This is a genomic window from Pantoea sp. MT58, from assembly GCF_014495885.1.
Classification (GTDB): domain Bacteria; phylum Pseudomonadota; class Gammaproteobacteria; order Enterobacterales; family Enterobacteriaceae; genus Pantoea; species Pantoea eucalypti.
This window is the reverse complement of the sequence record NZ_CP061083.1, coordinates 764132-780873: the sequence shown is the minus strand read 5'-3', so window position 1 is coordinate 780873 and position 16742 is coordinate 764132. Positions and strand designations below refer to the sequence as shown.

General features: G+C 54.0%; 16 protein-coding genes and 1 other RNA gene. 5 read left to right on the top strand and 12 right to left on the bottom strand.

Going from position 1 to position 16742, the window contains the following annotated elements:
- Positions 1-9: 9 nt before the first annotated feature.
- Positions 10-588: a YecA family protein gene (locus IAI47_RS03745; RefSeq protein WP_003852855.1), complete on the bottom strand. Its 579-nt coding sequence runs from the start codon at positions 586-588 to the stop codon at positions 10-12.
- A 170-nt stretch (positions 589-758) separates the two neighbouring features.
- On the opposite strand from IAI47_RS03745, the gene zapA reads away from it, so the two are divergent.
- From zapA to IAI47_RS03730, 3 genes are all read left to right on the top strand, one after another.
- Complete coding sequence (gene zapA / locus IAI47_RS03740; protein WP_008925677.1) at positions 759-1088, top strand: cell division protein ZapA; 330 nt, start codon at positions 759-761, stop codon at positions 1086-1088.
- Positions 1089-1127: 39 nt separating this feature from the next.
- A non-coding RNA gene (gene ssrS, locus IAI47_RS03735) (6S RNA) lies at positions 1128-1310 on the top strand.
- A gap of 92 nt (positions 1311-1402) precedes the next feature.
- Positions 1403-1996: a 5-formyltetrahydrofolate cyclo-ligase gene (locus IAI47_RS03730; RefSeq protein ID WP_033743153.1), complete on the top strand. Its 594-nt coding sequence runs from the start codon at positions 1403-1405 to the stop codon at positions 1994-1996.
- A gap of 256 nt (positions 1997-2252) precedes the next feature.
- Here IAI47_RS03730 and serA read toward each other — a convergent pair whose 3' ends face one another.
- On the bottom strand, positions 2253-3491 hold the full coding sequence (serA, locus tag IAI47_RS03725; RefSeq protein ID WP_003852850.1) for a phosphoglycerate dehydrogenase: 1239 nt from the start codon (positions 3489-3491) through the stop codon (positions 2253-2255).
- 279 nt (positions 3492-3770) lie between these two features.
- On the bottom strand, positions 3771-4430 hold the full coding sequence (rpiA, locus tag IAI47_RS03720; RefSeq protein ID WP_003852846.1) for a ribose-5-phosphate isomerase RpiA: 660 nt from the start codon (positions 4428-4430) through the stop codon (positions 3771-3773).
- 181 nt (positions 4431-4611) lie between these two features.
- On the opposite strand from rpiA, the gene IAI47_RS03715 reads away from it, so the two are divergent.
- Positions 4612-5517: a LysR family transcriptional regulator ArgP gene (locus IAI47_RS03715; protein WP_008925678.1), complete on the top strand. Its 906-nt coding sequence runs from the start codon at positions 4612-4614 to the stop codon at positions 5515-5517.
- Positions 5518-5547: 30 nt separating this feature from the next.
- Here IAI47_RS03715 and IAI47_RS03710 read toward each other — a convergent pair whose 3' ends face one another.
- From IAI47_RS03710 to tkt, 7 genes are all read right to left on the bottom strand, one after another.
- On the bottom strand, positions 5548-6273 hold the full coding sequence (locus tag IAI47_RS03710; RefSeq protein ID WP_003852844.1) for an oxidative stress defense protein: 726 nt from the start codon (positions 6271-6273) through the stop codon (positions 5548-5550).
- 144 nt (positions 6274-6417) lie between these two features.
- Positions 6418-7041, bottom strand: coding sequence for an arginine exporter ArgO (gene argO / locus IAI47_RS03705; protein WP_003852843.1), 624 nt, complete (start codon positions 7039-7041; stop codon positions 6418-6420).
- A 125-nt stretch (positions 7042-7166) separates the two neighbouring features.
- Positions 7167-8048 carry a small-conductance mechanosensitive channel MscS gene (gene mscS, locus IAI47_RS03700; protein ID WP_003852840.1) on the bottom strand — a complete coding sequence of 294 codons (882 nt, stop codon included), beginning with the start codon at positions 8046-8048 and terminating at the stop codon, positions 7167-7169.
- A gap of 208 nt (positions 8049-8256) precedes the next feature.
- Entirely contained in the window at positions 8257-9336 is a 1080-nt protein-coding gene (gene fbaA, locus IAI47_RS03695; protein ID WP_003852838.1) for a class II fructose-bisphosphate aldolase, read from the bottom strand.
- A gap of 105 nt (positions 9337-9441) precedes the next feature.
- A complete protein-coding gene (pgk, locus tag IAI47_RS03690) occupies positions 9442-10605 on the bottom strand; it encodes a phosphoglycerate kinase (RefSeq protein WP_187961170.1) in 1164 nt (387 codons plus the stop codon).
- A gap of 51 nt (positions 10606-10656) precedes the next feature.
- Positions 10657-11676, bottom strand: a complete 1020-nt coding sequence (gene epd / locus IAI47_RS03685; RefSeq protein WP_003853362.1) for an erythrose-4-phosphate dehydrogenase — start codon at positions 11674-11676, stop codon at positions 10657-10659.
- 314 nt (positions 11677-11990) lie between these two features.
- On the bottom strand, positions 11991-13985 hold the full coding sequence (tkt, locus tag IAI47_RS03680) for a transketolase (RefSeq protein WP_008925680.1): 1995 nt from the start codon (positions 13983-13985) through the stop codon (positions 11991-11993).
- 271 nt (positions 13986-14256) lie between these two features.
- Here tkt and IAI47_RS03675 point away from each other — a divergent pair, with 271 nt between their 5' ends.
- Complete coding sequence (locus IAI47_RS03675) at positions 14257-15015, top strand: M48 family metallopeptidase (RefSeq protein WP_003853364.1); 759 nt, start codon at positions 14257-14259, stop codon at positions 15013-15015.
- 64 nt (positions 15016-15079) lie between these two features.
- On the opposite strand, the gene IAI47_RS03670 is transcribed toward IAI47_RS03675, so the two are convergent.
- Positions 15080-15490 carry a YidB family protein gene (locus IAI47_RS03670; protein WP_008925681.1) on the bottom strand — a complete coding sequence of 137 codons (411 nt, stop codon included), beginning with the start codon at positions 15488-15490 and terminating at the stop codon, positions 15080-15082.
- Positions 15491-15682: 192 nt separating this feature from the next.
- Entirely contained in the window at positions 15683-16603 is a 921-nt protein-coding gene (gene speB, locus IAI47_RS03665) for an agmatinase (RefSeq protein WP_003853366.1), read from the bottom strand.
- Positions 16604-16742: the final 139 nt, after the last annotated feature.

Genomic DNA, 16742 nt, shown 5'->3' with positions numbered 1-16742 from the left:
GACCTGAAATTAGTGTAGCGTCGGTTTTTGCACTTCTGGCGCGGTTGGCTGCGGACGAGTGAAGGTATCGTGGCACAGCAGTGCAGCGACACGCACATATTCAATCACCTCTTCCAGCGACTGCTCCAGTTCTTCCTGGTCTTCATCCTCTTCGTAACCGAGTTGGGCAATCGTACGCAAATCATCGATTGCTTCGCCGGTTTCGCCGGTGACTTTATCCAGTTTAGGCTGTGTTACGCCCAGACCGAGCAGAAAATGGTTAACCCAGCCTGCCAGCGCATCGGCACGGTCAAATACGGTGATGTCGTCGTCCGCAGGCAGCATGAGCTGAAACAGGAAACCCTCATCTTCCAGCGTAGTGGCCGTGTGCTCGTGCAGCGCCGCCAGCGGCACCGCAAGCGTGTGTGAAAACGCCATGCCTTCGTTAGCCAGATCGTGTACCAGCGTTTTCCAGCTGGTGTCCTGGTTACCGCCGCAGAGGATGCCGCTTAGCAGGCCATGCATTTCTGCAGGCGTCATACCAACACCCTGCTGTGAGAGCACTGCCGCGAGCGCGTTGTAATCGGGGGTTGCGTTCTGTAAGGACATAAGTTTTCATCGTCGTTGGCAGAATAAGTTCGTGTTATGCTACCACTAGCTGCCTCAAGGTTTCCAGAAAAGGGGTTGTATCTTATTTCGTGGGTCTATATAGTTGCCCGCCTCCCAAGCCATTGACAGCTAAGGGAGTTGCGAGCGAAGTAATCAGTCAGGAAGGTGGCATGTCTGCACAACCGGTAGATTTACAAATTTTTGGTCGTTCGTTGAGAGTGAATTGTCCGCCAGAGCAGCAAGATGCGCTCAATAGCGCGGCTGAAGATCTCAATCAACGGTTGCAAGATCTAAAAGTTCGCACTAGAGTCACCAATACAGAACAACTGGTGTTCATCGCCGCGTTAAACGTCTGCCACGAGCTGGCGCAAGAGAAAGTGAAAACGCGCGATTATGCTGCTAATATGGAACAGCGTATCCGTATGTTGCAGCAGACGATTGAACAGGCATTAGTTGAGCAAGGTCGCATCTCTGAGCGTGAGGGTGCGAAGTTCGAATAAAACTTCATGGTTGCTATACTAAAGTAACGGTGAGGTAAATTTTCTCTGAGATGTTTGCATGTGGGCCAGTCCCCTGAGCCGATATTTCGAAAAAACAGAATGTGACGCTCGTAACCTGTGTGCATGCTCGGTTCGTCCGAGAAGCCTGATGGTTATGACGGCATGTTCACCTTGAACCAAGGGTTCAAGGGTTACAGCCTACGGCGGCATCTCGGAGATCTCTCTTCCTGCAGTCCTGCTTTCATCCCCATACCGACATGTTATAGTCGCTGTTCAGCGACTTATCAGGCGGGGAAATCATGTCTGAATCTTCCATGTCATCACCTTCAATGATACAGCGTCAGGTTATCCGTCAGCAGGTACGCCATTTGCGCCGTGCAATGACTGAAGATCAGCAGGCCCAGGCGGCCGAACAGCTCGCTGAACTTGCCCTTAACTATGCGCCGATTACTCACGCGCGCAACATTGCCCTGTTCCTGTCAGTTGATGGTGAGCTGAATACCCGTCCGCTGATTGCCAGGCTCTGGCATCTGAAGAAAGCGGTCTATCTGCCCGTTTTGCATCCCTTCTCGCCCGGTCATTTACTTTTTCTGCGCTACACGCCCGATACCCCATTGCATATCAATAAACTACGTATTCCTGAACCGCCGCTGGATATCCGGCAGTTGATCACGCTTGATCAGTTGGATCTGATGATGGTGCCATTGGTGGCGTTTGATCAGCATGGGCAGCGTCTGGGCATGGGCGGCGGCTTCTACGATCGCACCCTGCAGAACTGGCGACAGCACGGCTTTTTGCCGGTTGGTCTGGCCCACGATTGTCAGCAGGTCGATAGCCTGCCGGTGGCAGAATGGGATGTACCTTTGCCGGCGGTAATGACGCCGTCAAAGCTCTGGCAGTGGGAGTAGAAGAGCCGCTGTTATGGGCTTTTTCAGACGGATCAGCACCCCGAATCAGGGCGAATTTTGCAACAATGAAATAGCACCACGCGAAGGGGACACGGTAAGAAGAGGAAAGCGGCCCCCGCGCGGGCCAGGCAGTCAGGAATGACGTGTTTGCGACTTTCCGATCTGACCGTTTTTACTGAGCAGGCTCAGCCTCACAGCAGATCGTACCTGATAGCACGAAGTGGCGCTATTTAGCGCCACTTCGTGTCTGCATCGCTTAGTAAAGCAGACGGGCGCGGATAGTACCCGGAATCGCCTTCATCAGCTGCAGCGCGTTCTCGGCCACTTCTGGCTCGGCATCAATGTCGATAACCACATAGCCCATAAACGGCGAGGTTTGCAGATACTGGGCGGCGATGTTGATGCCCTGCTCTGCGAAGATCTGGTTGATGGCTGTCAGCACGCCTGGACGGTTCTCATGGATGTGCAGCAGACGACTAGCGCTGATACCGTGAATCGGCAGTGAGACTTCCGGGAAGTTAACAGCTGACAGCGTCGAGCCGTTATCGGAATATTTCGCCAGCTTGCCCGCCACTTCAATCCCGATGTTCTCCTGCGCTTCTTCCGTCGAACCGCCAATGTGCGGCGTCAGGATCACGTTGTCGAATTCACTCAGTGGAGAGATAAACGGCTCGCTGTTGGTGGCGGGTTCTGTCGGGAAGACGTCGATGGCCGCGCCACCAACATGTTTACTGGCCAGCGCATCACACAGCGCCGGGATATCGACTACGGTACCGCGTGAGGCGTTAATCAGCAGCGCACCGGGCTTCATCTGCGCCAGCTGTTCTGCACCGATCATATCCTGTGTTGAGGCAGTTTCCGGCACGTGCAGGCTGACAACGTCGCTCATGTTGAGCAGATCGGCCAGATGGCGTACCTGGGTGGCATTTCCCAGCGGCAACTTGTTTTCAATGTCGTAGAAGAAAACATGCATGCCCAGGCTTTCTGCCAGCACGCCCAGCTGCATCCCGATATGACCGTAACCGATGATACCCAGCTTTTTGCCACGTGCTTCAAATGAGCCTTTGGCTATCTTGTTCCAGATGCCACGGTGCGCTTTCGCGTTCGCTTCCGGGATGCCACGCAGCATCAGCAGCATCTCACCAATCACCAGCTCCGCAACCGAGCGGGTATTGGAGAACGGCGCGTTGAACACCGGAATGCCACGGCTGGCAGCAGCCTGCAGATCAACCTGGTTGGTGCCGATACAGAAACAGCCAACGGCGACCAGCTTTTCAGCCGCCGCAAAAATCTCTTCAGTGAGCTGGGAGCGGGAACGGATACCAATGAAGTGTGCATCGCGAATCGATGCTTTTAACGCGTCGGAGTCCAGCGCGCCCTTGTGGAATTCGATGTTGGTATAGCCTGCAGCCCGCAGGTTATCCAGCGCGCTCTGATGGACACCTTCCACCAGCAGGAACTTAATCTTATCTTTTTCCAGTGATACCTTTGCCATTTCCCAATCCTATTCAGCATTCAATGAGGACTACCATAAGCCAGCCTTCTGTCAAAATATCAAAAAAATCGCGTCCGGCAATACAAACGATTGCCCGGCAGCCAGCACGGCAGCGGCTGCCAGCAGTACATTGCCGGACAAAATCATGAGAGAGGCAAAGAAGAGAGAACGAACCCGCTGCCGATGACGCTTATGTGACATAAGTCACCAAATTTCACCAGTGTGAGAAAAGATGATTTTCAGGCAGAAATAACTGACGCCTTTACGGCGCCAGACAGATCATTTTTTGATAGTTTTGACCCCATCAGGTCCGCCAATCAGTGCAATATCGGCACCGCGCGCGGCAAAAAGGCCGACAGTGACGACGCCAGGCAACGCATTGATGGTTTTTTCCAGCTCAATCGGATCCAGGATACGCAGATTATGCACGTCGAGAATAATGTTACCGTTATCCGTTACCACGTTCTGACGATACTCCGGTAAGCCGCCCATTTTCACCAGCTGACGCGCCACATAACTGCGTGCCATCGGAATCACTTCAACCGGCAGCGGGAAGCGGCCCAGTACATCCACCTCTTTCGAGGCGTCAGCGATACAGATAAAGGTTTCAGCCACTGCAGCCACAATCTTTTCACGCGTCAGCGCCGCGCCGCCGCCTTTAATCATCTGCATCTGCGGGTTGATCTCATCCGCGCCATCGACGTAAACCGACAGCACATCAATCTCATTCAGGTCAAAAACCTGAATGCCCAGGCTTTTCAGCTTCTGGGTGGAGGCATCTGAGCTGGAGACGGCACCGTCGATCTGATGCCTGACCGTGGCAAGCGCATCGATAAAGTGGGCAGCGGTGGAGCCGGTGCCTACGCCAACAATGGTGCCCGGCTGCACGTAATCAAGTGCAGCCCAGCCAACGGCTTTTTTCAGTTCATCCTGGGTCATGGTATGTTTAAAACCTGTGCGACAACGAAGTGCGCGTAGTATAAAACAAGGCTTGCTGAAAATGCTCGGCTGACCGACGTGGATTTATCGCTTTGCAAGCCAGTCCACAAAAACAAGAGAACCATCACAGATAACAGTTTTGTGGCATAGTGACGTCCATCCTGAAGGAGAATGAATATTAATGAAACGCCCGGATTATCGAACGCTTCAGGCGCTGGATTCAGTGATCCGCGAACGCGGATTTGAGCGTGCCGCACAAAAATTGTGTATCACTCAGTCTGCAGTTTCACAGCGAATCAAGCAGCTGGAGAACCTGTTTGGTCAGCCGCTGCTGGTGCGCACTGTGCCGCCGCGCCCGACCGAACAGGGCCAAAAACTACTGGCGTTACTGCATCAGGTGGAATTGCTGGAAGAGGAGTGGCTGGGCGATGAGAACAGTGGCACCACGCCGCTGCTGCTGTCGCTGGCGGTCAACGCCGACAGTCTGGCGACCTGGTTGCTGCCTGCGCTAAAAGATGTGCTGGCTGACTCCCCCGTTCGCCTGAATCTGCAGGTTGAAGATGAAACACGCACTCAGGAGCGTCTGCGTCGGGGTGAAGTGGTGGGTGCGGTGAGTATTCAGCCGCAGCCGCTGCCGAGTTGCCTGGTGGATCAGCTGGGTGCGCTCGACTACCTGTTTGTGGCGTCACGCGACTTTGCTGAACGCTTCTTTCCAAACGGCGTTACCCGCTCTGCCCTGCTGAAAGCGCCTGCCGTGGCTTTTGATCATCTTGATGATATGCACCAGGCTTTCCTGCAGCAGAACTTTGACCTTTCACCTGGCAGTGTGCCCTGCCACATTGTGAACTCGTCTGAAGCCTTTGTGCAGATGGCCCGACAGGGATCGACCTGCTGTATGATTCCACATCTTCAGATTGAACGTGAGCTGGCGAGCGGTGAGTTAATCGATTTGACGCCGGGATTGTATCAGCGCCGGATGCTCTACTGGCATCGGTTTGCGCCTGAAAGCCGGTTAATGCGTCGGGTGACCGATGCGCTGATTGCACATGGACATCGGGTGCTGCGTCAGAATGACGTCGCCGCCTGAAAACAAAAACGGGGCAAAAGCCCCGTTTTTTTATTGTGCCGCGTTGGGCTTAATCTCAAACACTACATCAACCTGATCGTCAAAGTTGATGCTCTGCTGGTCATAAGTCTCCTGCGCCGAGGTATCTGCCGCTGCCGCCGCTTTGTACATGCGGTTCATCGGCATTGGCTGATAGTTGGCGACCTGATAACGGATGCTGTAGATCGATCCCAGCTTCGCGTTAAAGCCTTCAGCCAGTTGCGATGCCTGCTGAGTGGCGTTTTTAATCGCCGCTTTACGCGCCTGCTCTTTATAGCTTTCCGGGTTTGCCACGCCTAACTCGACGCTACGCACCTCATTCAGACCGGATTTCAGTGCTCCGTCCAGCAGATCATTCAGCTTGTCCAGCTGACGCAGGGTGACCTGTACCTGACGCACAGCACGATAGCCTTTCAGTACGGATTTACCCTCTTTGGTGTAGTCGTACTCTGGCTGCGTGCTCAGGTTAGCCGCATCGATATCTTTTTTCTCGATGCCATTCTTCTGCAGAAAATCGAAATATTGCGCAACCCGGCTATCTGCCTGTTTTTTCGCATCTGCGGCATCTTTCGATGACACGTTCACAACGATAGAGAGGGTCGCGATATCGGGACGAGCATCGACCGTTGCCTTGCCTGAGGTCACCACGTGCGGTCCGTTCGGTAACTCATCAGCGTGTACGCCAGGCAATGCCCCGGCGCTCATGATTGCGGCCAGAGCCAATGCTTTCAGTTTCATGAAAGTCCTCCTTGAAAAGGTCACTATGACGGCTTCCAACCGGCGAAGCCCAACAGCGCATCGGTATGCGCCATGCTTTGAGTGGTCATTATGCCAAAAGTTCGTCCGCAGCGCGGCAATTACCGCCCGGGATCGAGGCTAAGATCAAAAACCGGCAATACCCTGACGCGCCAGTTGCAGGGCGATAAACCACATTACCGCGCCGACCAGCAGGTTAATCACACGCTGTGCTTTCGCGGTGCGCAGGCGCGGTGACAGCCACGCGGCCAGCAGCGCCAGGCCGAAAAACCACAGGATCGACGCGCTGACGGTGCCCAGCGCGAACCACTGACGCGCCGTGGTGCTGGGCAACTGGCCGCCAAGACTGCCCAGCACCACAAAAGTGTCGAGATAGACGTGCGGATTGAGCCAGGTTACCGCCAGCAATGTTGCGATAATGCGTCCCCTGCTCTGCTTCAGTGGCTCGCCATCCGCCAGATCGGCGTTGCCACGAAAAGCGCTTCGCAGCGCACCCCAGCCATACCAGAGCAGAAAGGCTACGCCTGCCCAGGTGATGACCATCAGCAGCAGCGGAGACTGGCTTAGCAGGGCGCTGCCGCCAAAGATGCCGCCGCATATCAGCAGAATATCGCTCAGTGAGCAGAGTGCCGCCGTCATCAGATGATACTGACGTTTCACGCCCTGATTCATCACAAATGCGTTTTGTGGCCCCAATGGCAGGATCAGCGCAGCGCCCAGGGCAAGCCCCTGAAAGTAGAGAGATATCACAGAATTACGTCCTCACATGGTCAGATGTGGGGAAGTATAAAGAGAGGATATGATTAGCGGAAATTGAAAGAATTAATCCACGATTAGCAAAATTAATGGGCGACAGACGCCGCCCATTGAACAAATTACTGCGGTTGTGTCTCTGGTGCAGGTGTATCTGACGGTCTGACGCGGTGCAGATGCACATCCATCTGCGGATAAGGAATACCAATTCCTTTGCCATCCAGCGTACGCTTGAAGTTCTTCATCAGATCCCAGTAGACGTTTTGCAGGTCTCCACTGTTGCTCCAGCAGCGCACGACAAAATTCATTGAGGATGCGGCTAACTCGTTAAGCCCAATCTGGATACCCATATCTTTTAGTACACGTTCATCTGCTTCAACGACTTCCCGCAGCAGCGTCAGAACCTGATCCACATCGGCATCGTAGGAGACGCCGATAATAAATTCATTGCGGCGTACCGGCTCGCGCGAAAAGTTAACGATGTTTCCGGCAAGGATTTTACCGTTCGGCACCACCACGCGCTTGCCATCCGCTGACTTGAGCGTCGTAGAGAAGATCTGCACGTTCATGACTGTGCCCATGATGCCACCCAGATCCACAAACTCACCGGTGCGGAAGTGGCGGAAGATCACCAGCAGTACGCCGGCAGCCAGGTTTGACAGTGAATCTTTTAAGGCCAGACCCACAGCCAGACCGGCCGCACCGAGGATGGCAATAACCGAGGTGGTCTGTACGCCAATGCGACCCAGCGCCGCGATAAGTGTGAAGGCGATAATGCCGTAGCGCACCAGCGCCGACAAAAAGTCAGCAACGGTCGTATCAATATGACGTGCGCACAGCAGACGATTAACGGTGTTGGAGATGATGCGTGCAACAATCATACCCACAAAGATAATCGCAATAGCTGCGACAATGTTCACCGCATAGCTTATCAGCAGCTCCTGATTGCGTACTATCCAGTTACCTGCGTTGTTAAGCTCATCAAACATACCCGTATCCTGCATGGAACCATCCTGTAATTAAATTCCCAAGGGAAGTAACAACAGATTGTCAGAACAGCTCTGACAATCCCTGACAAAAGGGTAAACAATAAATGCCGGTGTGCCAAACCTGCATGACCTTTGACGCAAATCCGGCGAAAAAAGATCAAAAAAAAGGCCCTTTCGGGCCTTTTTTATACAGAAGACAGTTTATACCGTAACTCAATATCAGTTACAGAACGTCGACAGCGTTGAGCTCTTTGAAAGCCTGCTCCAGACGCACGACCATTGAGGCCTGGGCTGAACGCAGCCAGACGCGTGGGTCGTAGTATTTTTTGTTTGGCTTGTCGTCGCCTTCCGGGTTACCCAGCTGCGACTGCAGATAGCCTTCATTCTTTTTGTAGTACTGCAGGATGCCGTCCCAGGTTGCCCATTGGGTATCGGTATCGATGTTCATCTTGATCACGCCGTAGCTGATAGACTCTTCGATTTCTGCAGCTGAAGAACCTGAACCGCCGTGGAAAACGAAGTCCAGCGCGTTGTGCGGCAGGCCATGTTTTTCACACACGAATTTCTGCGAATCACGCAGAATGGTTGGGGTCAGTTTCACGTTACCTGGCTTGTAAACGCCGTGTACGTTGCCGAATGAAGCCGCAATGGTGAAGCGCGGGCTGATAGCATTCAGTTTTTCGTATGCGTAGTTCACATCTTCTGGCTGGGTGTAGAGAGCAGATGCGTCCATATGGCTGTTATCCACGCCATCTTCTTCACCACCGGTGCAGCCCAGTTCGATTTCCAGCGTCATGTCGAGTTTCGCCATGCGCGCCAGATACTTGCTGCTGATTTCGATGTTCTCTTCCAGTGACTCTTCTGACAGGTCGATCATGTGAGAAGAGAACAGTGGCTTACCGTTTTTCTGGAAGTACTCTTCGCCCGCGTCCAGCAGACCATCGATCCACGGCAGCAGTTTCTTCGCGCAGTGGTCAGTGTGCAGGATAACCGGCACGCCATACTGCTCTGCCATCAGGTGAACATGGTGTGCACCGGCGATAGCACCGAAGATTGCCGCGCCCTGTGGTTTGTCAGTCTTGAAGCCTTTACCGGCGATAAATGCAGCACCACCGTTAGAGAACTGGATGATGATTGGCGCTTTCACTTTCGCTGCCGCTTCCAGTGCCGCATTGATGGAGTCGGTGCCGACGCAGTTCACGGCTGGCAGTGCGAATTTGTTCTCTTTCGCAACTTTGAAGATCTTCTGTACGTCATCACCAGTGACAACGCCGGGTTTTACGAAATCAAAAATTTTAGACATGATTGTGTCCTGTTTCGTGACCGTTGTTCCCTTAAAGGAACGTCGATTTAAACGCCCAGATGGGCAAGACTTCAGACGATGCCGCGAGGCATCGCCCCCAAAGGATTACTGCTTCGCACGCTCTTCCAGCATGGCAACTGCTGGCAGTTTTTTGCCTTCCACGAACTCCAGGAACGCACCACCGCCGGTAGAGATGTAGGAAATTTTGTCTTCGATGCCGAACAGGTCGATAGCCGCTAAGGTATCGCCGCCGCCTGCAACAGAGAAGGCATCGCTGTCTGCAATCGCGTTAGCCACGATCTCGGTGCCTTTACGGAAGTTAGGGAACTCAAACACGCCCACCGGGCCATTCCACAGGATGGTTTTAGCCTCTTTCAGGATGGCAGCCATGGCCTGAGCGGTTTCATCACCGAAGTCCATAATCTCTTCGTTATCTGCTACTTCCGAAACCTTTTTCACGATCGCTGGCGCAGTTTCAGAGAATTCTGTGCCGACGCGAGAGTCAGTTGGAACCGGGATACCGTGCTGATCGCGCAGGCCTTTAGCCGCTTCAACGAAGTCGGGTTCATACAGTGACTTGCCGACATTGTTGTCGATAGCCACGAAGGTGTTCGCAATGCCGCCGCCGACAATCACGGTGTCCGCGATTTTGACCAGAGACTGCAGCACATCAAATTTGGTAGAGACTTTAGAACCACCAACAACAGCCACCAGCGGACGCTCAGGGTTGCTCATGACCTTACCCAGCGCTTCCAGTTCTGCAGAAAGCAGCGGACCGGCACAGGCGATAGGGGCAAATTTTCCAACGCCGTGGGTAGAAGCCTGCGCGCGGTGCGCAGTACCAAACGCGTCCATCACAAATACGTCGCACAGGGCGGCATATTTTTTAGACAGCGCTTCGTCATCTTTCTTTTCGCCTTTGTTAAAGCGAACGTTTTCCAGCACAACCAGTTCGCCAGCGCCCACTTCAACGCCATCGAGGTAATCTTTTGCCAGGGTCACAGTGGTGCCGCTCAGCTTCTCTTTCAGGTAGTTAACTACCGGCAGCAGCGAGAACTCTTCGTTGTATTCACCTTCGGTCGGACGACCCAGGTGAGAGGTAACCATTACTTTCGCGCCCTGTTTCAACGCCGCTTCAATGGTTGGCAGAGAAGCACGGATACGTGCATCAGACGTCACTTTACCTTCTTTAACTGGTACGTTCAGATCGGCACGGATCAGAACGCGTTTACCAGCCAGATCCAGATCGGTCATCTTAATTACAGACATGGTGAATCCTCTCGTTGATTCTCATAAGTTTTGCCAGACGCAAACCGCGTCTTACCTGAAACCGCTTGCGGCCATCGCTAACGTCGTGTCGAGCATTCGGTTAGCAAAGCCCCATTCATTGTCACACCAGACCAGTGTCTTGATAAGGTGTTGACCGCTGACCCGCGTTTGTGTTCCGTCCACAATGGCACTGTGCGGATCATGGTTAAAATCTACTGAGACTAACGGTAATTCCGTGTAGTCAACTATACCACGAAATGCCCCTTCTGCCGCGCTTCGCAACAAGGTGTTAACGTCACATGCCGTTACCGCGTTATGCACAGAAACGCTGAGATCAATGGCCGTCACGTTAATCGTCGGGACGCGAACGGCTATCGCCTCAAAGCGATCGTTGAATTTCGGAAAAATACGGGTGATGCCTGCCGCCAGACGCGTATCCACTGGAATGATGGACTGACTGGCCGCACGGGTCCGGCGCAGATCGCTGTGATAGGCGTCGATCACCTGCTGATCGTGCATCGCCGAGTGGATCGTCGTGACGGTGCCGGATTCGATACCAAACGCATCATCCAGCAGTTTAATGACCGGAATAATGCAGTTTGTGGTGCAGGACGCATTGGAGACGATGCGATCGCTGGCGGTGAGATCCTGCTGGTTAACACCGAACACGACAGTCGCGTCGAGATCGTTTCCGCCAGGATGAGAGAACAGCACTTTTTTGGCACCCGCCTGCAGATGGGCTTCGCCATCAGCCCGTGAGCCATAGACGCCGGTACAGTCCAGCACCACATCCACATCGAGTTCACGCCACGGCAAATCGGCTATGTCTGCACGGTGCAAAATGCGCAGGGTATCGCCACCCACCCACATAACATCGCGCTCCTGACGAACGTCGAAAGCAAAACGGCCATGGCTGGTATCGTATTTCAGCAGGTGCGCCATACCGGTGGCTTCAGCCAGCTCATTAATCGCGACCACGGTAATCTCTGCACGTCGGCCCGTTTCATAGAGCGCGCGCAGGACATTGCGTCCAATCCGGCCAAAACCATTTATCGCTATCCGTACCGTCATTTCTCTCCTGCCACGTCAGACTGAAAAAACGTGCCGTTAGCCTGAGCGCTTCACTGCATTTTGTACAGGAGATTCTTGCCCGGCATTGTCCGAAATCAGGGCGGCTGGCCCGACGACTGAAACGGTTCAGCCAGAATAATAGAAGGAAGGAATAACAGGAATGATTGCGATCAATCTGACTGCATAAATTTGGATCTGCGTCACAAATTTAAGCCAGAAAGTGTTATTACTGCAGGAATAAAAGAGCAAAAGGGACGAAAGGATCGCCCCTTTAATTTCACAACCAGGCGGGAGCAGACCCGCCTGGCCAGTTATTACGCCAGCAGCGCTTTCGCTTTCGCGACGACGTTGTCAACGGTAAAGCCAAACAGCTCGAACAGCTGATCTGCAGGTGCAGATTCACCGAAGCTGGTCATACCCACGATAGCGCCATTCAGGCCCGTGTATTTGAACCAGTAATCAGCGATGCCCGCTTCAATAGCAACGCGAGCGCTAACGGCTTTCGGCAGCACAGATTCACGGTATTCATCGCTCTGCTTGTCGAAAGCATCGGTTGACGGCATCGAGACCACGCGCACTTTGCGGCCTTCGCTGGTGAGTTTGTCCCAGGCACCGACAGCCAGTTCAACTTCTGAACCGGTTGCGATCAGGATCAGCTCAGGGGTGCCGTCGCAATCTTTCAGCACGTAACCACCGCGCGCCACGTTAGCCAGCTGTGCAGCATCACGTTCCTGCTGCGCCAGGTTCTGACGGGAGAAGATCAGTGCCGTTGGGCCATCCTGACGTTCGATAGCATATTTCCACGCCACCGCAGATTCTACCTGGTCACATGGACGCCACAGGCTCATGTTTGGTGTGGTGCGCAGGCTCGCCATCTGCTCAACCGGCTGATGCGTCGGGCCATCTTCACCCAGACCGATTGAGTCGTGAGTGTAGACCATGATCTGACGGATCTTCATCAGTGCCGCCATACGCGCTGCGTTACGCGCATACTCAACGAACATCAGGAAGGTAGCGGTGTATGGCAGGAAGCCGCCATGCAGTGCCAGACCATTGGCGATAGCGGTCATACCGAATTCACGCACGCCGTAATGGATGTAGTTACCCGCAGCATCTTCGTTGATTGGCTTAGAACCAGACCAGATAGTCAGGTTGCTCGGCGCCAGGTCAGCTGAGCCGCCCAGGTATTCCGGCAGAATTTTACCAAAGGCTTCGATAGCATTCTGTGACGCTTTACGGCTGGCGATCTTCGCCGGGTTCGCCTGCAGCTGTTCAACGAACTTCTGAGACTCTTCCTGCCAGTTAGCTGGCAGTTCGTTGCTCACGCGACGTTTAAATTCAGCAGCCAGCTCAGGATGGGCCTGCGCATACGCAGCGAATTTCTCATCCCATGCCGCTTCTTTCGCCTGGCCCGCTTCTTTCGCGTCCCACTCAGCGTAGATGTCTGAAGGAATAACGAACGGTGCGTGGTTCCAGCCCAGCTGTTTGCGGGTCAGTGCCACTTCGTCATCACCCAGCGGCGCGCCGTGTGAATCATGGGTGCCCGCTTTGTTCGGTGAACCGAAGCCGATAACGGTTTTGCACATCAGCAGTGAAGGCTTGTCGCTGACGCTCTTCGCTTCGTCGATCGCTTTAGCAATCGCATCTGCATCATGGCCGTCTACGCCGCGCACGACATGCCAGCCGTACGCTTCAAAGCGCTTAGCGGTGTCATCAGTGAACCAGCCATCAATGTGACCATCGATGGAAATACCGTTGTCATCATAGAAGGCAACCAGTTTGCCCAGCTTCAGCGTACCCGCCAGTGAGCAGACTTCGTGAGAAATACCTTCCATCATGCAACCATCACCCATGAAGACATAGGTGTTGTGGTCTACGATGTCATGACCCGGACGGTTAAACTGCGCGGCCAGTGTGCGTTCAGCAATGGCGAAGCCGACGGCGTTGGCGATGCCCTGCCCCAGCGGACCGGTGGTGGTTTCAACGCCCACGGTGTAGCCATATTCAGGGTGACCTGGAGTTTTTGAGTGCAGCTGGCGGAAGTTTTCCAGTTCGCTCAGTGGCAGATCGTAGCCGGTCAGGTGCAGCAGGCTGTAGATCAGCATTGAGCCGTGACCGTTAGAGAGGACGAAACGGTCGCGGTCGGCCCACAGCGGGTTGGTTGGGTTGTGGTTCAGGTAGCCGCGCCAGAGTACTTCAGCGATGTCCGCCATGCCCATTGGGGCACCCGGATGTCCCGATTTCGCTTTCTGTACTGCATCCATACTTAACGCACGAATGGCGTTGGCAAGCTCTTTACGAGAGGGCATTTTCTACTCCAGGTCGGATTAATGCTTCGCACCTTAACTGATTGTTATTAATGAGTTACCGGGCAAAACAAGGAAAAAGTTGCCCATCAATGTACATGAAAGTCAGGTCAAAAGTACATGTTGTAAAACGCTAAATGTCACCGCTTCGTATGGCTTTTTCGGCCAGGTCTGCTAGCAAAGTGCAGACTGGCACGCTATAACCAAATCGTTTATTCATCTGAGTGAGTTTCAGGTGTTTGTTTTTCTTACCTTGTTATGGATGGGATACAGCATGAAAACCAAAAAAATGGTGTTAGCACTTGGCCTGACAGCGATGCTCAGCGGCTGTCAGGGTTTAGACAATAATGCGCTGATGCAATCTGGCGCGCAGGCCTATCAGGCTTATAGCCTGAGCGACGATCAGGTAAAGCAACTGAGCGATAAATCCTGTGAGCAGATGGACAAGGATAATCAGCTGGCGCCCGCTAACAGTGAGTATCAGCAGCGTCTGAATAAGATTGCAGCCGCACTGGGCGATAATATCAATGGCGTTCCGGCGAACTATAAGGTTTATCAGACCAAAGATGTCAATGCCTGGGCGATGGCAAACGGCTGTATCCGCGTTTACAGCGGCCTGATGGATATGATGACTGACAATGAGGTGGAAGGCGTGCTGGGCCATGAGATGGGCCACGTTGCATTGGGTCATACGCGTAAAGCGATGCAGCTGGCGTATGCCACAACCGCCGCCCGCACGGCAGCCGCATCAGTTGGCGGCGTGATCGGTTCACTGTCTCAGTCGCAACTGGGTGAGATGGGTGAAAAACTGGTTAACGCACAGTTCTCCCAGACTCAGGAATCGCAGGCAGATGATTACTCCTACGATCTGATGAAGAAGCGCAACATTAATCCGGAAGGTCTGGTGACCAGCTTTGAGAAACTGGCGAAGCTGGAACAGGGACGTCAGAGCTCGATGTTTGACTCGCACCCCGCTTCTGAAGCGCGTGCCGAGCACATCCGTGAACGTATTGCGGCAGACGCGAAGAAGTAATGCCTGATACAGGCGCATGCACACAGCATGCGCCTGCAGTACGGATCAGGTCAGAATCACTGGCCTAACGTTTGAATATCTGATCCACCATCGAACCTAAATCGAGTTTATTCTCGTGCAGCGACGCCTCATCCATATGCCCCTGAGGTGACATTTTGTCGATCAGCTGCGGCAGAATAACCGCCAGCGTGCCCGCGGCGCCCTTAACGTCGGTTCCCAGCTTATCCGCCAGTGACTGTAGCTCAGCCTGACCAAATGCAGAGTGGATATCGCTGTGTTCTACCGGCTGATTCGCCCCGGTGCCGATCCACGAACCAAACACCTCGCCCAGCCCGCCCTGCTGGAATTTTTGTAGCAGCACTTCAATACCGCCCTGCTCCTGCACCCAGTGCCAGACCGCCTGCAGTTGTCCGGGCAGATGCCCATCACTCTGCGCGCCCTGTAGCGATCCCGCCAGTTCATCAAGAAAGCCCATGATTGCCTCCACGTTGAGAATTGATATCAATGAGTTTAGCTGCTGATGCGCGGTTACGCCTGAGCAGTGGGCGTCGCGATAAAGGGAAACAATCCTGAGGAGGAAAAGCGGATGGCGGTCGTTACTGGCACTGTGCCGCATTAGCCGGCGGCGCAAAACCTGCCAGGTTAACCCGGCAGGCTCATGACAGGATTAACCTTTGTTTGCAGCCTGAACATGCAGCATATCCAGCGCCAGCGTCGCCGCCGCCAGTGCAGTCAGATCAGCATGATCGTATCCCGGTGCCACTTCCACCAGATCCATGCCGACAATGTTCATGCCCTGCAGGCCACGGATCAGCTTGGTCGCTTTATCCGTGGTCAGGCCGCCAATCACTGGCGTGCCGGTGCCAGGCGCATGCGCCGGATCCAGACAGTCGATGTCGAAGGTCAGATAGATCGGCAGATCACCAACGGTGCGTTTCACTTCCGCGAGGATATCGTCAACGCTGCGGTCGTTGACCTGCGCCGCATCCAGCACGTTGAAGCCAAGGCTCCTGTCGAATTCGGTGCGGATACCGATCTGCACAGAATGCTGTGGATCGATCAGACCTTCTTTCGGCGCGGTAAAGAACATGGTGCCGTGGTCGAAGGTCGGGCCGTTGGAGTAAGTGTCGGTATGCGCATCGAAATGCACCAGCGCCATCTTACCGAAGTGTTTTGCATGGGCGCGCAGCAGTGGCAGCGTAACGTAGTGGTCGCCGCCAAAAGTCATCATGCGCTTGCCACTGGCCAGCAGTTTTTCCGCGTGAGCCTGCAACTTGTCGGAAAGATCCTGCGAATCACCGAAGGCGTAAACAAGATCGCCACAGTCGACCACGTTCAGACGCTGACGCAGGTCGAAATCCCACGGCCAGCGGCAGCCTTCCCAGGCCAGATTGGTGGAGATCTGACGAATCGCGCCCGGACCCAGGCGGCTGCCCGGACGGCCCGATGTTGCAGCATCAAATGGCACGCCAGTGATAACCCACTCGGCGTCGCTGTCGTAAGGCTGGAAATTCAGCGGAAAACGCATGAAACCAAAGGCGTTAGAAACCAGGGAGTTGTCATACTGATTGCCAAGGGTGTTATACATAATTGCTCTCTCTATGTGCGTTAGTCAGGCCAGGCCCGCAAGCCATTAAGGTTGAGATGAAAAAAATCCCCTCCGCGTCGTTAGGCCCGACGAGGAAGGGATTGAGTGGGTCAGATTATCGGCATAGTTAACGGCAACT